The organism is Cobetia sp. SIMBA_158, assembly GCF_046566945.1.
GTDB lineage: Bacteria > Pseudomonadota > Gammaproteobacteria > Pseudomonadales > Halomonadaceae > Cobetia > Cobetia amphilecti.
In genome coordinates, this window is sequence record NZ_JAWJYL010000007.1 from 189,391 (window position 1) to 207,823 (window position 18,433).

At 63.8% G+C, this 18,433-nt stretch carries 15 protein-coding genes; 12 read left to right on the forward strand and 3 right to left on the reverse strand.

All coding sequences use genetic code 11. The features are described 5' to 3' along the window. Nucleotides 1–89 precede the first annotated feature (89 nt). A complete protein-coding gene (locus tag R2R70_RS12580) occupies nucleotides 90–1,367 on the reverse strand; it encodes a Zn-dependent hydrolase (protein WP_410978177.1) in 1,278 nt (425 codons plus the stop codon). Between the two features lie 123 nt (nucleotides 1,368–1,490). After that, a complete protein-coding gene (locus R2R70_RS12585; RefSeq protein ID WP_410978178.1) occupies nucleotides 1,491–2,327 on the reverse strand; it encodes a FadR/GntR family transcriptional regulator in 837 nt (278 codons plus the stop codon). Between the two features lie 230 nt (nucleotides 2,328–2,557). On the opposite strand from R2R70_RS12585, the gene R2R70_RS12590 reads away from it, so the two are divergent. Continuing rightward, nucleotides 2,558–3,991, forward strand: a complete 1,434-nt coding sequence (locus tag R2R70_RS12590) for an NAD(P)/FAD-dependent oxidoreductase (RefSeq protein WP_410978179.1) — start codon at nucleotides 2,558–2,560, stop codon at nucleotides 3,989–3,991. Between the two features lie 144 nt (nucleotides 3,992–4,135). Here the strand turns inward: R2R70_RS12590 and R2R70_RS12595 are convergent, their stop codons facing one another. Further along, nucleotides 4,136–5,362, reverse strand: coding sequence for an alpha-hydroxy acid oxidase (locus R2R70_RS12595; RefSeq protein WP_205741712.1), 1,227 nt, complete (start codon nucleotides 5,360–5,362; stop codon nucleotides 4,136–4,138). A 258-nt stretch (nucleotides 5,363–5,620) separates the two neighbouring features. Between R2R70_RS12595 and R2R70_RS12600 the strand changes: the two genes are divergently transcribed. The 11 genes from R2R70_RS12600 (at nucleotide 5,621) to R2R70_RS12650 (ending at nucleotide 18,343) form a co-directional block, all read left to right on the forward strand. Further along, a complete protein-coding gene (locus tag R2R70_RS12600; protein WP_410978180.1) occupies nucleotides 5,621–7,471 on the forward strand; it encodes an aminoglycoside phosphotransferase family protein in 1,851 nt (616 codons plus the stop codon). Beyond that, nucleotides 7,464–8,366 (forward strand): GAK system ATP-grasp enzyme, encoded by a 903-nt coding sequence (locus tag R2R70_RS12605; protein ID WP_107334933.1) that lies wholly within the window; start codon nucleotides 7,464–7,466, stop codon nucleotides 8,364–8,366. Before R2R70_RS12600 ends, R2R70_RS12605 begins: the two co-directional genes overlap by 8 nt. Continuing rightward, nucleotides 8,363–9,556, forward strand: coding sequence for an HprK-related kinase B (locus tag R2R70_RS12610; protein ID WP_410978181.1), 1,194 nt, complete (start codon nucleotides 8,363–8,365; stop codon nucleotides 9,554–9,556). The genes R2R70_RS12605 and R2R70_RS12610 overlap by 4 nt, the downstream gene beginning before the upstream one ends. A gap of 2 nt (nucleotides 9,557–9,558) precedes the next feature. Further along, on the forward strand, nucleotides 9,559–10,551 hold the full coding sequence (locus tag R2R70_RS12615; protein WP_192838152.1) for an NUDIX domain-containing protein: 993 nt from the start codon (nucleotides 9,559–9,561) through the stop codon (nucleotides 10,549–10,551). 135 nt (nucleotides 10,552–10,686) lie between these two features. Continuing rightward, entirely contained in the window at nucleotides 10,687–11,427 is a 741-nt protein-coding gene (locus tag R2R70_RS12620; RefSeq protein WP_410978182.1) for a histidine phosphatase family protein, read from the forward strand. A 295-nt stretch (nucleotides 11,428–11,722) separates the two neighbouring features. Beyond that, nucleotides 11,723–13,015: a metallophosphoesterase gene (locus R2R70_RS12625; RefSeq protein ID WP_172978651.1), complete on the forward strand. Its 1,293-nt coding sequence runs from the start codon at nucleotides 11,723–11,725 to the stop codon at nucleotides 13,013–13,015. 20 nt (nucleotides 13,016–13,035) lie between these two features. Then, nucleotides 13,036–13,317 (forward strand): amphi-Trp domain-containing protein, encoded by a 282-nt coding sequence (locus R2R70_RS12630; RefSeq protein WP_054555998.1) that lies wholly within the window; start codon nucleotides 13,036–13,038, stop codon nucleotides 13,315–13,317. A gap of 167 nt (nucleotides 13,318–13,484) precedes the next feature. Further along, on the forward strand, nucleotides 13,485–14,462 hold the full coding sequence (gene bla / locus R2R70_RS12635) for a class A beta-lactamase (protein WP_082388568.1): 978 nt from the start codon (nucleotides 13,485–13,487) through the stop codon (nucleotides 14,460–14,462). A 210-nt stretch (nucleotides 14,463–14,672) separates the two neighbouring features. Then, the gene (locus R2R70_RS12640) at nucleotides 14,673–15,779 is read left to right on the forward strand and encodes an NADH:flavin oxidoreductase/NADH oxidase (RefSeq protein ID WP_410978183.1); all 1,107 of its coding nucleotides are present in this window, start codon (nucleotides 14,673–14,675) and stop codon (nucleotides 15,777–15,779) included. A 434-nt stretch (nucleotides 15,780–16,213) separates the two neighbouring features. Beyond that, complete coding sequence (locus tag R2R70_RS12645; protein ID WP_410978184.1) at nucleotides 16,214–17,086, forward strand: DMT family transporter; 873 nt, start codon at nucleotides 16,214–16,216, stop codon at nucleotides 17,084–17,086. Nucleotides 17,087–17,386: 300 nt separating this feature from the next. After that, complete coding sequence (locus R2R70_RS12650; protein ID WP_410978185.1) at nucleotides 17,387–18,343, forward strand: NAD(P)-dependent oxidoreductase; 957 nt, start codon at nucleotides 17,387–17,389, stop codon at nucleotides 18,341–18,343. Nucleotides 18,344–18,433: the final 90 nt, after the last annotated feature.

Here is an 18,433-nt window from a genome sequence, read left to right on the forward strand (position 1 = left end):
GACACGAAAGCCCCGCTCGATGGCGACTCGAGCGGGGCTTTCGTTTCAGCGGCTTATGCGATCAGCGTTCAGCGAGCCGTGGCTGATGCTCAGCTGACGATCTCGGCCTGATCGAGCATCGCATGGAAGAGCACGTTGCAGCCGGCGTGCAGGTCCTTGGGCGCGGCGTTCTCGATCTCGTTGTGGCTGATGCCGCCTTCGCAGGGCACGAAGATCATGCCGGCGGGGGCGATACGGCCCATGAAGATGGCGTCGTGGCCGGCGCCGCTTACGATGTCGAGATGCGAGTAGCCGAGCTGGCTGGCGGCATTGCGCACCGCGTTCACGCAGTTATCGGCGAAGTGTTCCGGCACGAAGTCGGCGGTGGGGGTGAGCTCGTAGGTCAGACGATGCCGCTGACTGACGGCTTCGACGACTTCTTTCAGCTCCGCGACCATCGCGGTGAGGGAGTCGGGTTCCAGCGAGCGCAGATCGATGGTCATGTTGACCTGTCCCGGTATGACGTTGCGCGAGCCCGGATGGACCTGCATCACCCCCACGGTACCGCGACCGTGCGGCGCGTGATCGATGGCGATGCGATTGACGGCGACGGTGATCTCGGCCGCGCCAAGCATGGCGTCCTGGCGCAGTGACATGGGCGTGGGGCCCGCGTGCGCCTCCTGACCGGTGAGGGTCAGATCGAACCAGCGCTGGCCCAGCGCGCCCATCACCACGCCGATGGTGGTCTCTTCATCTTCCAGAATCGGGCCCTGCTCGATGTGGCTCTCGAAGAAGGCGCGCACGTTCTCGCGGGGGATCTCATCGCTGCCGCGATAGCCGATGGCGTCCAGTGCCTCACCGGCGGTCACGTCGTCGCTGTCCTTCTGGGCGAGCATCTCATGCAGTGACAACTGGCCGGTATGCACGCCGGACCCCATCATGCAGGGCGCGAAGCGACAGCCTTCTTCATTGGTCCAGACCACTACCTCCACCGGGCAGCGGGTCTTGATGTCGTGCTGGTTGAGGCTGCGCAGGACTTCAAGCCCGGCCATCACCCCGAAGCAGCCATCGAACTTGCCGCCGGTCGGCTGGGTGTCGATGTGGCTGCCGGTCATCACCGCCGGTGCGTCCGGATCGGTGCCGGCGCGGCGCGCGAAGATGTTGCCGATGGCATCGATACGGATCGTGCAGCCCTCGGCCTTGCACCACTGAATGAAGAGGTCGCGCGCCTGGCGGTCCAGCTCGGTCAGTGCCTGACGGTTGACGCCACCCTTGGGCGTGGCGCCCAGCTCGGCCAGGGTCATCAGTGATTGCCACAGGCGATCGCTGTCGGTGCGCAGCTCGCTCAGGGTATTCGCGGGCGATGTGTCCATCTGGGCAGTGGTCATCGGCTTCATCCTCTCGTGGATATTGTTGTTGTGCTTCCGGTTCCGCTCTCGGTTCTGCTCTTGTATTAATTCCGCTCTTGTTTTGGGCTCCGCTCCTGTTTCGGTCCAGGCTTCGGCTTCGGGTCAGGCTCTACTGTCGGCCATCAGCTGCGCGGGGGTGACGAGCAACTGGTCGGCCATTTCCACCTCGAGTGCCGTCATGTGGTGCTCGGCATCCTGCATGTGTTCTGTCATGAGCTGTCTGACCTGCTCATGGTCCTCGTGGCGAAACGCCGTGATCAGGCCCGAGTGGTAATGCTGATTGGCCTGGTCGAACTGCTTGCGTTCCGGCAGGTAGGCCTTCTTGATGACGACCAGCTCATGCAGCATGTCGTTGAGGAACTGGCACATGAAGCTGAGCAGCGGGTTCGGGCAGGCGCGGGCCAGTACCTGATGGAATTCGATTTCCAGGAAGCGCTGGCGCCGCTGGTGCTCGTCCTGTGGCTGGTGGCAACTGCAGTCATGGACATTGTTCTCGAGCGCCACCAGGTCCTCTTCGCTGAGCAGGCCCACCACCGAGACCGCCATCTCGACTTCCAGCAGTCGGCGTAGCTGATAGACCTGGGCGCCATTGAGCGTCTTGAAATGCAGGAAGCTCCTCAGCATGCGGCTGGCCGGTTCCATGCTTGGCGCATTGAGCACGGCGCCGCCATTGGGCCCCGTCTTCAGGGTGATCAAGCCCTCGACCTCGAGAATCTTGAGGGCTTCGCGCAGCGTGCCCTTGGCGCAGCCGTACTGGGCCATCAGCGCCTTCTCGTTGGGCAGCCGGTCGCCTTCGCTCAACCCATCGCGCACGATGCTGCGCCTCAGGTCATCACTGATCAGCTCGGCCAGCTTCTGCCGCTTGGGCAGGTGGGCGCCGGAGGCGTTGGCACTGGTGCTGGCACGTGAAGTGTCCAGGGGGGAGGGCGATGTCGGCATGCGATGTCCTGAGCGGCAGCGAGTCAGTTATATTTATTCGTATAAATAAGCTTTAGTCGCGGACTCGAGTGCTGTCAAACCCCAAGGTGGCCTCAAGCGTTGCGCAGGCGATCACGCCAATGACGCGTCGCATCAAAGGCAGCGCATTGGCGAAGTCATGCGTGTCAGTCTTGAAAAGCGCCTGGTCTGACATAAGGTTTCTATATTCGACCCCGCTAAAGGAGGCCCCTATGGAAACGCATGATCCTCAGCGAACGCGCGACGCCGATATCGTCATCGTCGGTGGCGGTGCCGGCGGACTGGAGCTGGCGGTTCGCCTTGCCAAGGCAGGCCACAAGGACGTCTTGCTGATAGACCGCGACACCAGTCACGTATGGAAGCCACGACTGCATGAGATCGCGGCGGGCCTCGGGCGGCGTCAGGTCGATGAGCTGGGGTATGCCGGTCTGGCCGAGCAGTGGGGGTTCCGCTATGAGTGCGGCACACTCGAAAGCGTGGAGCCTGAACAGCGCCAGATCACCCTGGCCGCGATCCCGGGCAGGGAAGATCACGCGGGCGCCGAGGTGCCGGCGCGCGTCAGGGGCTATCGTCAGCTGGTGCTGGCCCTGGGCGGTGTGACGCCGGACATGGGGGTCGAGGGTGTGCTGGAGCATGCCTGCCTGCTGGATTCCCCCGACGACGCCGAGCGCATTGCCCAGCAGTACTCGCGTGGCCTGATGGCCAACCATGTGGCGATGGAAACAGCACCGACAGGCGATGCTGGCGTGTCAGCCACCCAGGGCGGCGCTCAGGTTGGCGCTGAGGGAAGCACGCAAGATAGTGCCAAGGAGTCCCCGGGGCGGCCGTATCAGGTAGTGATCGTCGGCTCCGGTGCCACCGGTGTCGAACTGGCCGCCTACCTGCATGAGGCGCGTGGCATGCATGACGCCCCTGCACCCAAGGGCGCGAAGGTCGAGATCACGATTCTCGAGGCCACCGATACCTTCATGCCCGGTGTCTCACAGGAACTGCGCGAGTCGATCCATCAGCGACTCGAGGAGCAGGGCATCAAGATCGAACTGTCTCGTCAGGTCGCCAAGGTGTCCTCCGGCAGTGTCGAGATCAGTGAAGGCGATGAGTCGGTGACGCGGGACGCGGATCTGGTGGTCTGGGCGGCAGGGCGTGTCGGGCCTGCCATCGTCGAGGAAATCGATGCCCTGGAAAGCAACAAGAAGCGTCAATTCACGGTGACCCCCGGGCTGCAATGTCTCGGCCACGACAGCATCTTCGCGCTGGGCGATTGTGCCAACATCGATGAGGCACCGCTGCCGCCCACCGCTCAGGTGGCCAGCGAGCAGGCCGAGTTTCTCGCCGATGAACTGCCGCGTCGCCAGCAGGGGGAGCCGGCTCAGGCCTTCGAGTTCAAGGACAGCGGTACCTTGCTGTCACTCTCCAGCGCCGGCAGCGTCGGTGAGCTCAGCGGCAAGTTGAGTGACAAGCTGGGCAATGCCCAGGGCAGCAAGGGCAATGATGATCTGCAGGTGAGAGGACGCTTCGCGCGTGCCGCCTATCAAGGGCTGCAGCGCCAGCACCAGTTCCTGCTGCTGGGGCCGTTGAAGGGCTCCGCCGAGGTGGTCAGCGATGTGCTGCGCCGAAGCATGGGACCGCGTCTCAAGGTGCATTGAGTCTTGAGCGGGTATTGAGAGGCTCTTGAGTGAGCCTTGAGAGAGTCGCCACCCAGTGATGACAGGCCGACATGTGCCGTGGTGGATTCCACTGCTGCATGTCGGCCTTGTGCTTTTCAGGGCGTTATTGCTGCGCCGTCGTGTTCAGGATGTCGCGCCCAGCGCGTCATGAGGTTCCTGGCGGCGTGATTCTCGCGCTGCTTCGGCTTCGCTCTGCGAGCTGGCCAGTGGATAGGTGCCGGGCCTGAGAATTCGCGCGTCCACGTCTTGGATATCACGCAGTCCGCACAGGGCCAGCGTGGTGTCGAGTTCCTTGTGGATGATCTCCAGGGACTTGGTCACGCCTTGTTCGCCCATGGCGCCGAGCCCATAGAGGAAGGCGCGACCCAGATAGACGCCCTTGGCACCCATCGCCACCGCCTTGAGCACATCCTGTCCGGAGCGGATGCCGCCGTCCATGTGGACCTCTGTCCTGTCGCCGACTGCCGCGAGAATGTCCGGCAGGGCGGAGATGGAGGAGGCGGCACCATCCAGCTGTCGTCCGCCGTGGTTGGAGACGATCACCGCATCGGCGCCTGCCTGCACGGCCAGCTCGGCATCTTCCGGCTCCATGATGCCCTTGATGATCAGCTTGCCGCCCCAGCGGTCCTTGATCCACTTGATGTCATCCCAGCTCAGGCTCGGATCGAACTGGCTGGCGGTCCATTTCGAGAGGGAGCTCAGGTTCTCGGCATCCTTCACGTGGCCGGCGATATTGCCGAAGGTGTGGCGCCTGGTCTTGAGCATGCCGGCGCACCAGCGCCACTTGGTGGCCAGGTCGAGCACGGTTGCTACGGTTGGGCGAGGGGGCACGCTCAGGCCGTTGATCAGGTCCTTGTGGCGCTGGCCGATGATCTGCAGGTCAGCGGTGAGTACCAGCGCGGAACACTCCGCGGCCTTGGCGCGGTCGATCAGTCGTCCGATGTAATCCTTGTCGCGCATCACGTAAAGCTGGAACCAGAAGGGCCGTGAGCTGACCGACGCGACGTCCTCGATGGAACAGATGCTCATGGTCGAGAGCGTGAAGGGGATACCGAAGTCACTCGCCGCGCGCGCGGCCAGCATCTCGCCATCGGCATGCTGCATGCCGGTCAGGCCAGTCGGCGCGATCGCCACTGGCATGGCCACCTCCTCGCCGAGCATCTTCGTGCGCAGAGTGCGATTGTCCATGTTGACCATCACCCGTTGGCGCAGTCCGATCGCGGCGAAATCGGCCTCGTTGGCCCGATAGGTGGACTCCGTCCACGAGCCGGAATCGGCATAGTCGTAGAACATCTTCGGCACGCGGCGTTTCGCCAGGCGTTGCAGGTCATTGATGCAGGTGATGGTCATGCGGGTCTCCATCCGTGGTGGGTCGCGCGGGGGCTGGCAGGGTCGCTTGCGCTACTGTCACCGAATCCGGTCTTGTCCAGCTATAGGCGATACGTCTAGGGGGAAGCGTTCGGGTGGTGGAATTCAATGAAAAAACCGCGCTTCAGACCGGCCGACCACCGACAAGACAGTCGATTCCTCCAGCGCGTGTCGCGGATTGTCATCTTTGCGTGGAATACTATGGAATTGGGATGATTTTCGAGTGGATGGAGAGATGGCATGGATCAGGCCTGGCCTGAAAGCACGCGCGACAACCTTCGATTTCTGTGTTCGGAAGTGGATAGCCAATATGGCTGGCTGCAGGCGTTCGTGTCCGCGCCGACGGCGGCCATGGCGCGCAAGCTGCTGGAGCGCCAGGGGTACGCAGAGAACCTCTGCCAGCGTATCGAACAGGCATGCCCTGAAGCCCGAAACCACAAGCGCTCGCACGCGCGGGCCCGCTTCCAGCAGAGCCTGGTCGAGGTCGCCAGTGGTCTGGCACGGCTCAGTGAGCTGGCGCGCAGTTGTCTGGAGCAGCTGATTCGCGTCGATGATGTCCAGCTGGTCGATGATGTCGTGCTGGTCAAGTCGCTGCGCCGTGTGCGTCGCGGCATTCTGCGCAGCGAGATGTCGCTGGAGAACGGCTCCCTGTCCCTGGCCCTGAAGCTCGCGCGCAGTCGCGAGAAGCTGAAGCGGGACAGTGAAGGCCGCATCCGGGCACTCACTGGCCAGCTCAAGAAGAAGCGCGCTCCCGCCGAAGACCTGACACATCTGCTGTTCGTGGCCCGGGAAATCAGCCAGATGGGCGAGGTGCTGGGGCAGCTGGGTGAGGCGGTCATCTCGGCAACCCTCGGTCAGTCACTCAACTTCGAGCGCTATGCCTCGCTGACGCACCTGGTCAATGAACTCGGTGATGGCAGTCAGACGGCGGGCGAGATGCGCGTCGACACTTTGGCCGAGACACGTTCCGGCAGCCGGATCTCGGGGATTGCCAGCGAGAAGCCCAATGAGAGGGCTGTCGAGAAGGTCAGTGAGAAGGGTAATGACAAGGGCAAGCCGGCCAACGACAAGCAACAGGGCAGCAAGGCTGGCGAGTCAGGGGGCAGCAAGCAAAAGGGCAGCAAGTCAAAGGACCGCAAGACTGACGCGAGCGAGTCAAAGGGCAGCAAATCCAGGGACCGCAAGCCAACCGGCGATCTGCCGCTGACCTCGCCGGAGTATCTGGCCATCTTCAAGGATGGCCTGGGGCGCAAGGTCGAGGAGGAGCGTCAGGGCGTTGAGCGCTGGCACGACATCTATCCCGGCATCGCCCCCCGCATCCTCTCGCACCATCAGCAGGGCGACAGCGCGGCACTCTTGATCGAGCACCTGCCGGGCATGACCCTCGAGCATCTGTTGATCAACGAATCGTCACGCCTCAATCGTACCGCCCAGCAGGCGCTGGTCGAGACGCTACACTCGGTGTGGACCACCACCCGCCGCGACAAGCCGGTCACTGCAGGGCACATGCGCCAGCTGCTCAAGCGGCTGAGTGATGTCTATCAGATCCATCCGGAATTTCGCCACTGCGGTGCCTCGCTGTGTGGGCGCGAGATGCCCTCGCTGGAAGCGTTGATCGAGCAGGCCGCAGGTCTGGAACGTTCGCTCGAGGCCCCCTTCGCCGTCTATATCCACGGCGACTTCAATGTCGACAACATCCTCTTCGATCCGGTGAAGCAGAGCATCCGCTTCATCGATCTTCACCGCTCGGCCTATCAGGACTATGTGCAGGACGTGTCCGTGCACATGGTGTCCCATTACCGTCTGCAATTGACGGATGCGGCGCTGCGGGCCCGTATTCTGGCGCTGGCCCTGAGTTTCGGTCAGCAGATGCGTCGCTTTGCCCATGAGCAGGGCGATACCACCTTTGAAAGGCGTCTGGCACTTGGCCTGGCGCGCTCCTTTGCCACCTCGACACGTTTCATCCTCGATGCCGGGCTGGCAGGGCGCATGTTCAACCGCGCACGCTTTATACTCGAGCATGTGCTTGGCGCCGACCCTGAACGGCCGGCCGATTACCGTATTCCCCTGGAGGAGTTGTTCGTTGACTGATTTCAAGATTGGCGTCGTGGGTATTCCCGGCAAGTGGTCGACCGAAGTGCTGGCGGATGCCATCGAAGCACGGACAGGCTTTCGTCTCGTGATCGACATGGCGGCCGTCTCGCTGGACCTGACCCGCAACTGCCTCGAATTCCGTGACTCTGCCGGGGTGCGTCATGACCTGACCGAGCTGGATGCCCTGATCGTCAAGAAGATCAGCGCGGAATATTCCCCGGGCAGCCTGGACCGCCTGGAGCTGCTGCGCGTCGCCGAAGCCAGGGGCGTGCGCGTCTTCAGCAGCGCGGAAAGCATGATTCGCCTGATCGACCGCCTGAGCTGCACCGTCACGCTGGCCAATGCCGACATCCCGATGCCGGCCACGCTGGTCACCGAAGACGTGACGGCGGCCTGTGAGGCCGTCAAGCGCTTCAAGGCCGCCGTCTTCAAGCCGCTTTTCTCCACCAAGGCGCGGGGCATGTGCATCATCGAGGACACCGGCGATGATGCCGCGCTGGAAGCTGCCGTGCGTGAGTTCGCCGCCGAGCACCCGATGATGTATCTGCAGCAGCGCCTCGACCTGCCGGGGCAGGATTACGGCATGGTCTTCGTCGGTGGCCGTTATTTGTGCAGCTACGCCCGTGTCAGTGGGGGCGATGCCTGGAATACCACCATCCATGCCGGTGGCAAGTACGCACCCTTCGAGCCCTCCGAGGAGCTGATCGCGCTGGCGCAGCGTGCCCAGGCGCCGTTCAAGCTCGACTTCACCACCGTCGATGTCGCGCTGACCGCCGATGGCCCGATCATCTTCGAAGTCTCGGCCTTCGGTGGCTTCCGCGGGGCGCTGGAAGGTGCTGGTGTCGATGCGGCAGCCGCCTATCTCGATCACGTGATGGAGTGTCTGGCATGAACGCGACGACCTGTGACAGCCCGGCCACCCTTGCCACGCTGCCCTTTGCAGAGTGGACGGCCGCCGCCTGCTTCACGGCGCTGACGCCGTCGCGCCAGTGCCTGAGCGAGGCGCTGCTGTTCGAGGTGGATGACTTTCGCCTGTGCGTGAAGACGGACATGCCACGGCTGCTGCAACGTCTGGCGACATATTTCCGCCATTGCGCGCGCATCGTGGCGCTCGACAATGTGCCGGGGGGAGCCAGGCTCGTGCATGTGCTCGAGGCGCCGGCCCTCAAGGACACGCCAGCGGCAGCGAGACTCGGCATCGTGCCCGAGGCCTTCGTCGATTGGATGCCGGAGCCCGGCAAGACACGCCGCAAGGACGCCATCATCGACCTGGCCGACGGGCGCCTGATCCACAAGGTGCGCACGGGCATGGCCTTTCTGCGCAGCAACGACCACAACCTGGCGTTCGGGCCCTGTGAAGACAACGAGAGCCAGGTGATCAACTTCCTGCTCAATCTGCACATGTCGCATCTGCAGCAGAATGACGGCTTGATCTGTCACGCCTCGGCGCTGTCGAAGGGCGATCGCGCGGTGGCCATCGCCGCCTTCTCTGGCGGCGGCAAGTCCACCACCATGGTGAAGGCACTCGACAATCCCAAGTTCGACTTCATCAGCAATGACCGGCTGTTCCTGGACCGGCCGGGGCGGGAGGGAACGCTGCGTGCCCGCGGCGTCGCCAAGTTGCCTCGCATCAATCCCGGCACCATGCTCAACAATCCGCGTCTGCGCCCGCTGCTGGACCCCGCACGTATCGCAGGCTATGAAGCGATGCCGCAAGAAGCGCTGTGGGATCTCGAAGAGAAGCACGATCTGATCATCGAGGACGTCTACGGCCCCGGGCGTATCCGCGCCAGCGGCGAGCTTGCGGCCATGGTGATACTCAACTGGACGCGCGGCAGCGAGGCGCCGCTCGAGGTGCGCGAGGTCGAGGTCAGCCGCAGCGAAGCGCTGATACGCGCGGTGATGAAGACACCGGGGCCCTTCCATCAGCAGCGGGATGGCCGTTTCGTGCCCAATGGCGCAAGCCTTGATCCCGCGCCGTATCTGGAGCGCCTGGCGGGAACCCGCGTGCTTGAGGTGACCGGGCGCGTGGACTTCGCCGCGCTGGTCGAGAACCACCTGACCCCCTTGCTGGAGGCTTGAACATGCGTCGTGAACTGCTGTTGATGCGCCACGGAAAGTCGGACTGGTCAGTGGCAGCTGACGACTTCCATCGACCCCTCAAGGAGCGCGGCAAGCGGGGCGCCCAGCGCATGGGAGCCTGGCTTGCCCAGGAGGCACTGGTGCCGGATGCCATCCTGAGCTCGCCGGCCCTTCGCGCGCGCGCCACGGCGGAAAAGTGCGTGAAGTCGATGGGCCTCGGCGTCGACATGATCGAGCTCAAGCCTGCGCTTTACTGCGAGGACGAGGCGCCGCTGCTCAAGACGGTGCGCGCCTGCCCGGACAGCGTGCAGCGACTGATGATCATCGGCCATAACCCGGCATTGGAAGATGCGCTGGTCTGGCTGACCGGCAAGCGGCCGCGTCCGCCCAAGGAGACCAAGCTGCTGCCGACGGCGGCGGTGGTCAAGCTGACCTTCGAGGGGCGCTGGGAAGACCTGCGCTCCGGCCAGATGAGCCTGGAGCTGATCCAGCGCGTGCGTGCCTTACCGGATGGCTTTCCCTGGCCATTCCCGGCCGGTGAGGAGCGCCGCGAACGCCCCGCCTATTACTACCGCCAATCGGCCGTCCTGCCCTGTCGTCTGCAGGGGGAAGGCGACGATGCCCAGTGGGAGGTGCTGTTGATCGGCTCTTCCTCCAACCGTCACTGGAGCCTGCCCAAGGGGATCGTCGAGCCAGGCATGAGTCCGCTTGAGTCCGCGCTCAAGGAAGCCCGCGAGGAAGCGGGCATCGAGGCGGAGGCGCTGGACCACGCAGCGCTGGAATTCAGTTACGAGAAGTGGGGCGCTCCGGTCGCGGCCAGTCTGCACGCCGTGAGAGTCGTGCATGAGCAGGAAGAGAGCGAGCGGGAGGAGCCGCATCGCAGTCGGCGCTGGGTGGCGGCGGAGGTCGTGCCGAGCCTGTTGAAGAACCACGAGATGGGGCACGCCGCCATGGCGCTGCTGGCACGGCTTGAGCAGTCGCGTCAGGCGACGTGAGCGCGGGAGACTGGCGCCATTAGCTCCATTAGCTCCATTAGCTCCATTGGCGCCACTAGCACCGTACGTGTCGACGCATGGCGAGGACCGCCAGCATGAATCAATACCGAGTGAAGACGGGAAGAGCGACGGCCGATGACTGATGAACCGACAATCCGACGTGTGGCATTGATTCGTCATGCCGACTATCACCAGCAGATTGATACCCCGAGCGCACTGCAGCCGTTTCCCTTGACCCGTCGCGGTGAGCGTCAGGCGCGTGAGGGAGCCGAGGAAGTGCTGACGCTGTGTCAGGCACATGGCTGGCAACCGGCCAGCACGGTACATGCCTCCAGCCTGTTGCGTGCCTGGCAGACGGCGCAGGTGATGAACGAGGTCATGGGAGACAGGACAGGGCGTGAGTTCTCGCTCATGGCACATGATGCCCTGTGGGAGCGCAGTCTGGGCAGCGCCGCCAATCTGACCACGGCACAGATCGCCGAAGCAGTGCGTCATGACCCGCGCGTGGATTTCCTGCCGGCCGACTGGAAATCCAACAGCCACTTTCGCCTGCCGCTGCCGGGGGCTGAATCCCTGATGCAGGCCGGTCAGCGGGTGGCCGACTTCATTGCTTCGCTACCGGCTTCCTCATCACCTTCTGTCTCGGCTCCCACATCACCCCCCACATCGGGCGCCTCGCTGACACTGGTCGTCGGCCATGGCGCGGCGCTGCGGCATGCGGCGCATCTGCTGGGCGTGCTGGACTTCGACCAGATTGCCGGGCTGAGCATGCACCATGCGCGGCCGGTGGTCATCGAGGAAACTCCGTCAGGGTCATGGCGGCATGTGGCTGGCGAGTGGAAGGTGCGCCAGCGTCACGAGCCCGCGCAGGACTGAGTTGGCGGCTAGCCGGCGGGGTACTGAAGTGCCGTGAGCGGGCGGGGGGGCTGGAGAGCTGGAGAGCAGGGGATGGGCGGAGTCATTGACAGCAGAGAAGCAGGCCAGCGCATCAGCGTGATACGGGCCTGTCATCTTTCTGTGATCAAACGGTCATAAGCTTGTCGCCCTGTGCTCGTGACCTCATTCCACATTCCGCATGCCCCCGGATGGTCCCCAAGGAGCGGCAAGGCGCTTGCTTGCCACAAGCCGGTGAGTTCAACGAGGCAAGCAGATGCCACAAGGAGATAGCCCAATGACCCTCAGTCCCCCCATGAGCGACGCCGTACCGCGTTACCGAGGCCCGACGCGTTATCTGAAGGCGCTGCCCAGTCACGCGGCTCAGTGGCCCGAGACACATCAGCACCTGCGCGCCGGTGACAAGGTGTCCCGCGCCGCTCGCAAGCTGGGCAGCAAGGACTGGCCACGCCGCGATGTCATCTTCATCTCCGATGCGCATGCCGACGCGGAAGCCTTCATCGCGTCTCTGGTGGCCAGTGGCGGTGTGCGCCTGACCTCGCGGGACAACCTGGTGTTGACGGCACGGGGCAAGCGCAGTGTCTTCGTCATCGGCGGTGACTGCCTCGACAAGGGCCCCAGCAATCTGGAACTGCTGGAAGCCCTGCGCACCTTGATGCGCAGTGGGGCACGTCTCAAGTTGCTGGCGGGCAATCACGACATGCGGCTGATGCTGGCGCTGATGCGGCTGAGTCATGATGATTCGGCGAGGACCGATCATCTGTTCGTGCGCATGGGCGCCAAGGGCCTGGCGCTGCTCAAGGAAGTCTTCGATCACTACCTGGCGGACAGACCGCGGGCGATGAAGAGCATTCCCTCGCGAAGTGAATGCCGTCGGCGCCTGTACCCGGGGCCGGACTGGGCGGAACAGTTTCGCAAATCGGCAGGCCATGTGCTCAAGGGGGAGGCGCTGGAGAAGGAGGTCACTCGCCTGAGCGCCAAGGCCGATGGCTTCGAGCATGCCTGTGAGAAACACGGTCTCTCGTTGCGCCAGACCTATGCCGCCGCGCTCAAGGCCCACGAGCTGTTTCTCAAGCCCGGCGGGCGCTTTGCCTGGTTCTTCGACGAGATGCGCCTTGCCTATCGCAGTGGCGCCTTCCTGCATGTCCATGCAGGCGTGGATGATGCCTTCGCCAGACGACTCGGCCGCCAGAAGGTCTCGCAGGTCAATCAGGAATTCCGGCGCATCCTGCGCGAAGACCCGTTCACCTTCTATTACGGTGAGCTGGCCAATGTACTGCGCACCAAATATCGCAAGAGCGACATGGTGCTGAGCGCCGCAGGCGTCAAGCGCCTGCACAAGGTCGGCATTCGTGCCGTGATGCATGGTCACGTCAATCATCAGGCGGGCCAGCAACTGGGCTGGCGCCACGGGCTTCTGCATATCGAGGGCGACGTCACCCTGGATCGCAATTCACGCCGCAAGGAAGGGCTGGATGGCGTGGGCATGGGGGCGACGCTGATAGAAGCCTGTGGACGCATCGTCGGCATCAGCAATGACCATCCCGAGGTCAAGGTCTACGCGCCCTGAAACACGTACAGGAGAGGCTGGTGAAAGACGACAAGCAGGACAAGTCGCTGTTCCGACATGAATCATTGCAATCCATCGATGGCGTTCAGGACATTCTCAAGGCCATCATCAAGGGGCTGGGCAAGGGCCTGCTGTCATTTCGCGATGAGGACGGCGAGATACGGCTGGCACCGCGCGGCCTGATGACCCTCAAGGTCACGGCGCGGCGAGAGGATGATCATCATCGCCTCGATATTCGCCTGTCATGGCATGCCAAGCCCGGCGCCAAGCGCAACAAGACGCTCAAGGTTCTCGATGAGTGAGGGCATCGTGCGCTGGCATTGACCCAGATCAAGTCTCTGCCAGTCCGCGGCCCGTAGTGAGATGGCCGGCATGTCCGCGCTTAAGCGGCTATGGTACATGTAGCATGCTGCATATTGGTTGTGTCTGCTGCGACACGACCGCTCCCCATGATCAGGACATGTCATTGATGCCTTCATCCCCTCAGCGCCTGTGCGGTGCCGATCACCGCTCGTCTCCATTGCACTCTTCCAGCCTTGCGGTAAAGCTTGCTGTCAGGCCTTCAAGGTGCTGGAAACAGTGGCTGGCCGCCGCCGCGCTTGCCTGTCTGCCGCTGGGCGCACAGGCCGCTGACAAGCCGCTCTCGGCGTCGGCCATTCAGGACATCGAATCAGAGGTCGGCGCGCGAATCGGCGTCACTGTTCTGGATACCGCCGATGGCACCCGTTTCAGCTGGCGGGGGAATGAGCGCTTCCCCATGAGCAGCACTTTCAAGGTGCTGGCCTGTGGTCATCTGCTCTCTCGGGTGGACGAAGGCCAGGAATCGTTGTCACGCAAGGTGGCGATTCGCCCGGCGGATCTCGTGACCTACTCCCCCATCACCGAGAACCACACCCAGGATGGCGGGCTGACGCTTGAGGCGTTGTGCCATGCAACTATCACGACCAGCGACAATACCGCGGGCAACCTGATTCTCGACACCCTGGGCGGTCCTGCTGCACTGACGGCCTATCTGCGGCGCCTGGACGATGACAGCACGCGGCTGGATAGACGTGAAACGGCGCTCAATGAGGCCACTCCCGGTGACCCGCGCGATACCACCACGCCGCACGCGATGGCGGCCACCCTGCAGCGATTGCTGGTGGGGGATGCGCTGAGCGAGCCATCGCGCCTTGCCCTGCAGGGCTGGATGCTGGCCAACACCACCGGCGATGACAAGCTGCGGGCGGCCTTGCCCGATGACTGGCAGATCGCGGACAAGACCGGCGGCGGGGGGTATGGCACCAACAATGACGTTGCCATCCTGTGGCCGCCGTTGCGTGCCCCGTTGATCGTGGCGGTCTATCTGACCGAAAGCGAGGCGGAACTGGCAGCACGCAATGCTGCGATTGCCGATGTCGGGCGTCTGCTGGTCAAGGAAGTGCTGGAGGACGAGGCGAGTCGCTGATGGTGGGGCGCTTATGGTGAGGCGCTGGCAGGGCGTGCGTGAAGCATGGGCAACTCAGCGTTGCCGTCATCACGGCCAACCTGCGCTTGTGGCGCCTCCCCAGTGCCCGCATTGTGCTTGCACTGCATCGGCTTTGGCAGCACGGACCATCTCGACATGTTCGCGCCTGCGCCTTGCCGAACCCGCCCTGTCTGCATCCAGAGGAACTCCATGTCCACACTGTTTTCATCGCTCACCCTCGGCCCGCTCACGCTGGACAATCGCATCATCATCGCACCCATGTGTCAGTACTCCGCCGAGGAGGGCCAGATGCAGGCCTGGCATGATCAGCATCTTGGCAATCTCGCCCAGTCCGGGGCTGGGCTGTTGATCTTCGAGGCCAGCGCCGTCGCACCGGAAGGGCGCATCACCCACGGCGATGTCGGACTCTACGATGAGGCTTGCCAGCAAGCCATGCAGGGGGTCGTCGAGCGTATCCGCCGCTATTCGCCGATGCCGCTAGCGGTGCAGATCGGTCATGCGGGACGCAAGGCATCCTGCCAGAAGCCTTGGGAGGGCGGTGCTGCCATCGCGCCCGGCAACGACAATGGCTGGCAGGTACTCGCTCCCAGCGCGATTCCCTTCAGCGAAGGCGGGCCGCTCCCCGAGGCGATGAGTGGCGAGCAGATCCGCCGCACCATCGCGGACTTCGTGGCGGCGGCACAGCGCGCCGTCGAGCTTGGCCTGGACGGCATCGAGTTGCATGCGGCGCATGGTTATCTGCTGCACGAGTTCCTGTCGCCGTTGAGCAATCAGCGCGATGATGACTACGGTGGCTCGCTCGAGAATCGCATGCGTCTGACGCTTGAGGTCTTTGACGCCGTGCGGGCCGCGATCCCGCAGCACGTGATGCTGGGCATCCGGATCAGCGCGACGGACTGGGTCGAGGGCGGCTGGGACCTCGAGCAGAGCATCGAACTTGCCAAGGCGCTGGACGGTCGTGGCTGCCACTATCTGCATGTCTCCAGTGGCGGGCTCAGCGCGCAGCAGCAGATTCCGGTAGCGCCCAACTATCAGGTGCCGCACGCCGAGGCCCTGAAGGCGCAGGTGAAGATGCCGGTGATTGCCGTTGGCCTGATCACCGAGCCGCAGCAGGCCGAAGACCTGCTGGCGAACGAGCGTGCCGATGCCATCGCGCTGGCGCGTGGCATTCTCTACGACCCGCGCTGGCCGTGGCACGCGGCTGCTGCGCTGGGTGACACCGTCAAGGCCGCGCCCCAGTACCTGCGTTGCCAGCCGCATGGCCTGAAGTCGCTGCTGGAGAATCAGCAGGACTGAGCCGTGTGAAGAGATATTGAGGACTGACGCCCGCGTTCACGAGCTCGCGCTCGGTGATCGAGGGCGTCTTGCTGTGCGAGGCTTGCCTTGAAGTTCTGGCTTTCCTTGACGTTCAGATTCGAGCGCGCCGGGCGCCTGACGCCATATCTTTCGTCTAACAAGAGCGCTGCCAGCGCATCACTCGAGTGCCGGATAGCGTGGCCTTGCGCCATCATGGGGGGTTCTGAAACGCGTCTTTGCGGCAATCGCGCCTGTTTCACCTCAAGCGCAGGGTGCAAGACTTGATGGCGTGATGGTGGGACGATGCCACCGATGATCAAGCGGACCCGCTGCCTGCCGTGGGTTGATGTTGCAGCGCGATACGCGCTTGATCCTGGCCGCCAGACCGTCTGGTGAATGTGACTTGAAAGACCAAGGGGGCTTGAGTGGAAAATATGCGTGGCAGTGTTTTCATGGTCATCGCGATGGCAGCATTCGCGGTGGAGGATCTGTTGTTCAAGTTGGCGGCGGGGCATACCTCGACCGGTATCACCCTGATGCTGTTCGGTCTCGGCGGCATGCTGGTCTTCATGCTGTTGACCTGCCTGCGCGGTGAGTCCCTCATGCCTGCGGCGATCTTCTCGCGTCCGATTCTGGTGCGTGTCATCTGTGAGATCATCGCCCGCAGCAGCTTCGCTCTCGCCATCACCCTGATGCCGCTTTCCACTGCCTCCACCATCCTTCAGGCGACGCCGCTGGTCGTGGTGGCCGGGGCGGCAATGTTCTTCGGGGAGCGCGTCAGCCGCAAGCGCTGGCTGGCAATCGGTGTCGGCTTCATTGGCGTGTTGCTGATCGTGCGCCCTGGCCTCGACAGCTTCAACATGACCTCACTGTTTGCGGTGATCAGCACGATCGGCTTCGCCGGACGGGACCTGGCGACGCGCGGCGCGCCGGCGTCGCTGTCCAACGTTCAGCTCGGCATCTATGGCTTTCTCGCCCTGATCCCGGCGGGGGGGCTGATCGCTCTCTACCAGCAGACCCCGCTTGCGTATGCGCCCGAGGCGACCTGGCTGATCGTGGGTGCCGTGATACTCGGGGTCATCGCCTACAACGCCTTGACGATTGCCATGCGCAAGGGCGAGGTCTCGGTGGTCACGCCATTTCGCTATACCCGCGTCCTGTTTGCCTTGGCGCTCGGGGTCATGGTGCTGGGGGAAAGCCTCGATGCCATGACCCTGCTGGGCGCCGCCATCGTGGTTGCAAGCGGTATCTACATCGTCACCCAGGGCAAGCAGCGCCCGCCAGTGGCGAAGGTGGCTTCGTTGTGACCCCCTCGCTGCCATCAGCTTGGCAGCGGCTGGCTGTCATCACCGCTGACGCCAGCTTGCACCATCGACCAGATGACACATGTGAAAGGAGAGGCGCTTGCGCCTCTCCTTTTGTCGTTGTGGCGCGCATGTTTCCTCCAGAACAGTGCGGTGACGGCAAAACCCCTCGATCAAGGCATTGGCAAGGCGATGAGGGAGCAGGGGAGCACGTGACGGTTGGCAGTAGTTATACGAGTGTGTAATAGTGAGGGTAAATCCATGGCAACCCACTCGCTGCCAGTCGTGTCACAAGGAGAGCCAATGCCAAGCCAAGCCCCGATTCTGGGTGTCTATCTGAGTGAGTCCCTGGACCTGGACAGCGTCTACGGTGAAGCGCTGCGCCAGCTGGGCGACGATGTCGTGCTGCGTCATCCGCATGAGATCGAGGACCCGAGCGCGGTGCGGTTCGCCATCTGCTGGCAGCCGGGGGAGGACGCCTTCACGCCGTACCCGAATCTTCGGCTTGCCATGTCGATCGCGGCGGGGGTGGACGCCCTGCTGGGGCATCCGGGGCTCTCGGCCGAGGTTCAGGTCGCACGGGTGCGCGACCCGCATCAGGCGTATCTGATGGCCGGTTTCGCCGCTCACGAGGTACTGCATCGCGAGCGCGAGTTTGCCGTCATGGCCGACAATGCCACGCGTGGCGAATGGCAGCCCTTGGCAATGCGTGCGCCAGAGAAGGCACAGGTGGCAGTACTGGGCCACGGCAGTATGGGGCGCGCCGTCGTCACTTCGCTGTTGACCCTGGGCTTCTCGGTGACGGTCGCCTGTCGCAGCGAACCGGCCGCGCCGGTGCCGGGTGTGCGTTACCTGACCGGTGAGGCTGCCGTCATGGCGGCGGCTGACGGTGCCGATTATCTGATCAATATCCTGCCGTTGACCCCGGCGACCGAGAACGTGTTGAACGCTGCCTTGTTCGCCCGGCTGCGCCGTGGCGCCTGGCTGGTGCAGATCGGTCGCGGCGAGCACCTGGTGGAAGCGGACCTTGAAGCCGCGCTCGACGCCGGGCAACTGGCAGGCGCGACGCTGGATGTCTTCCGCGAGGAGCCGCTGGCGCCCACTCACCGCTGGTGGCAGGACGCGCGCCTGCGCATCACGCCGCACGTGGCCAGTGACTCGCTCCCCGAGGTGGTGGCCGAGCAGGTGGTGGCCACGGCGCGTGAGTTGCACGATGGCCTGCCGCTCACGCTGGGCGTGGATCGCCAGCGCGGCTATTGAGGGCCGCAGCGATTGAGGCTCGCGTCGCTTGAACCCCGAAGGTGGACGCTTCAATGCTTCTCAAGGCTCAGCCGAGCCTTTCTCGACCCC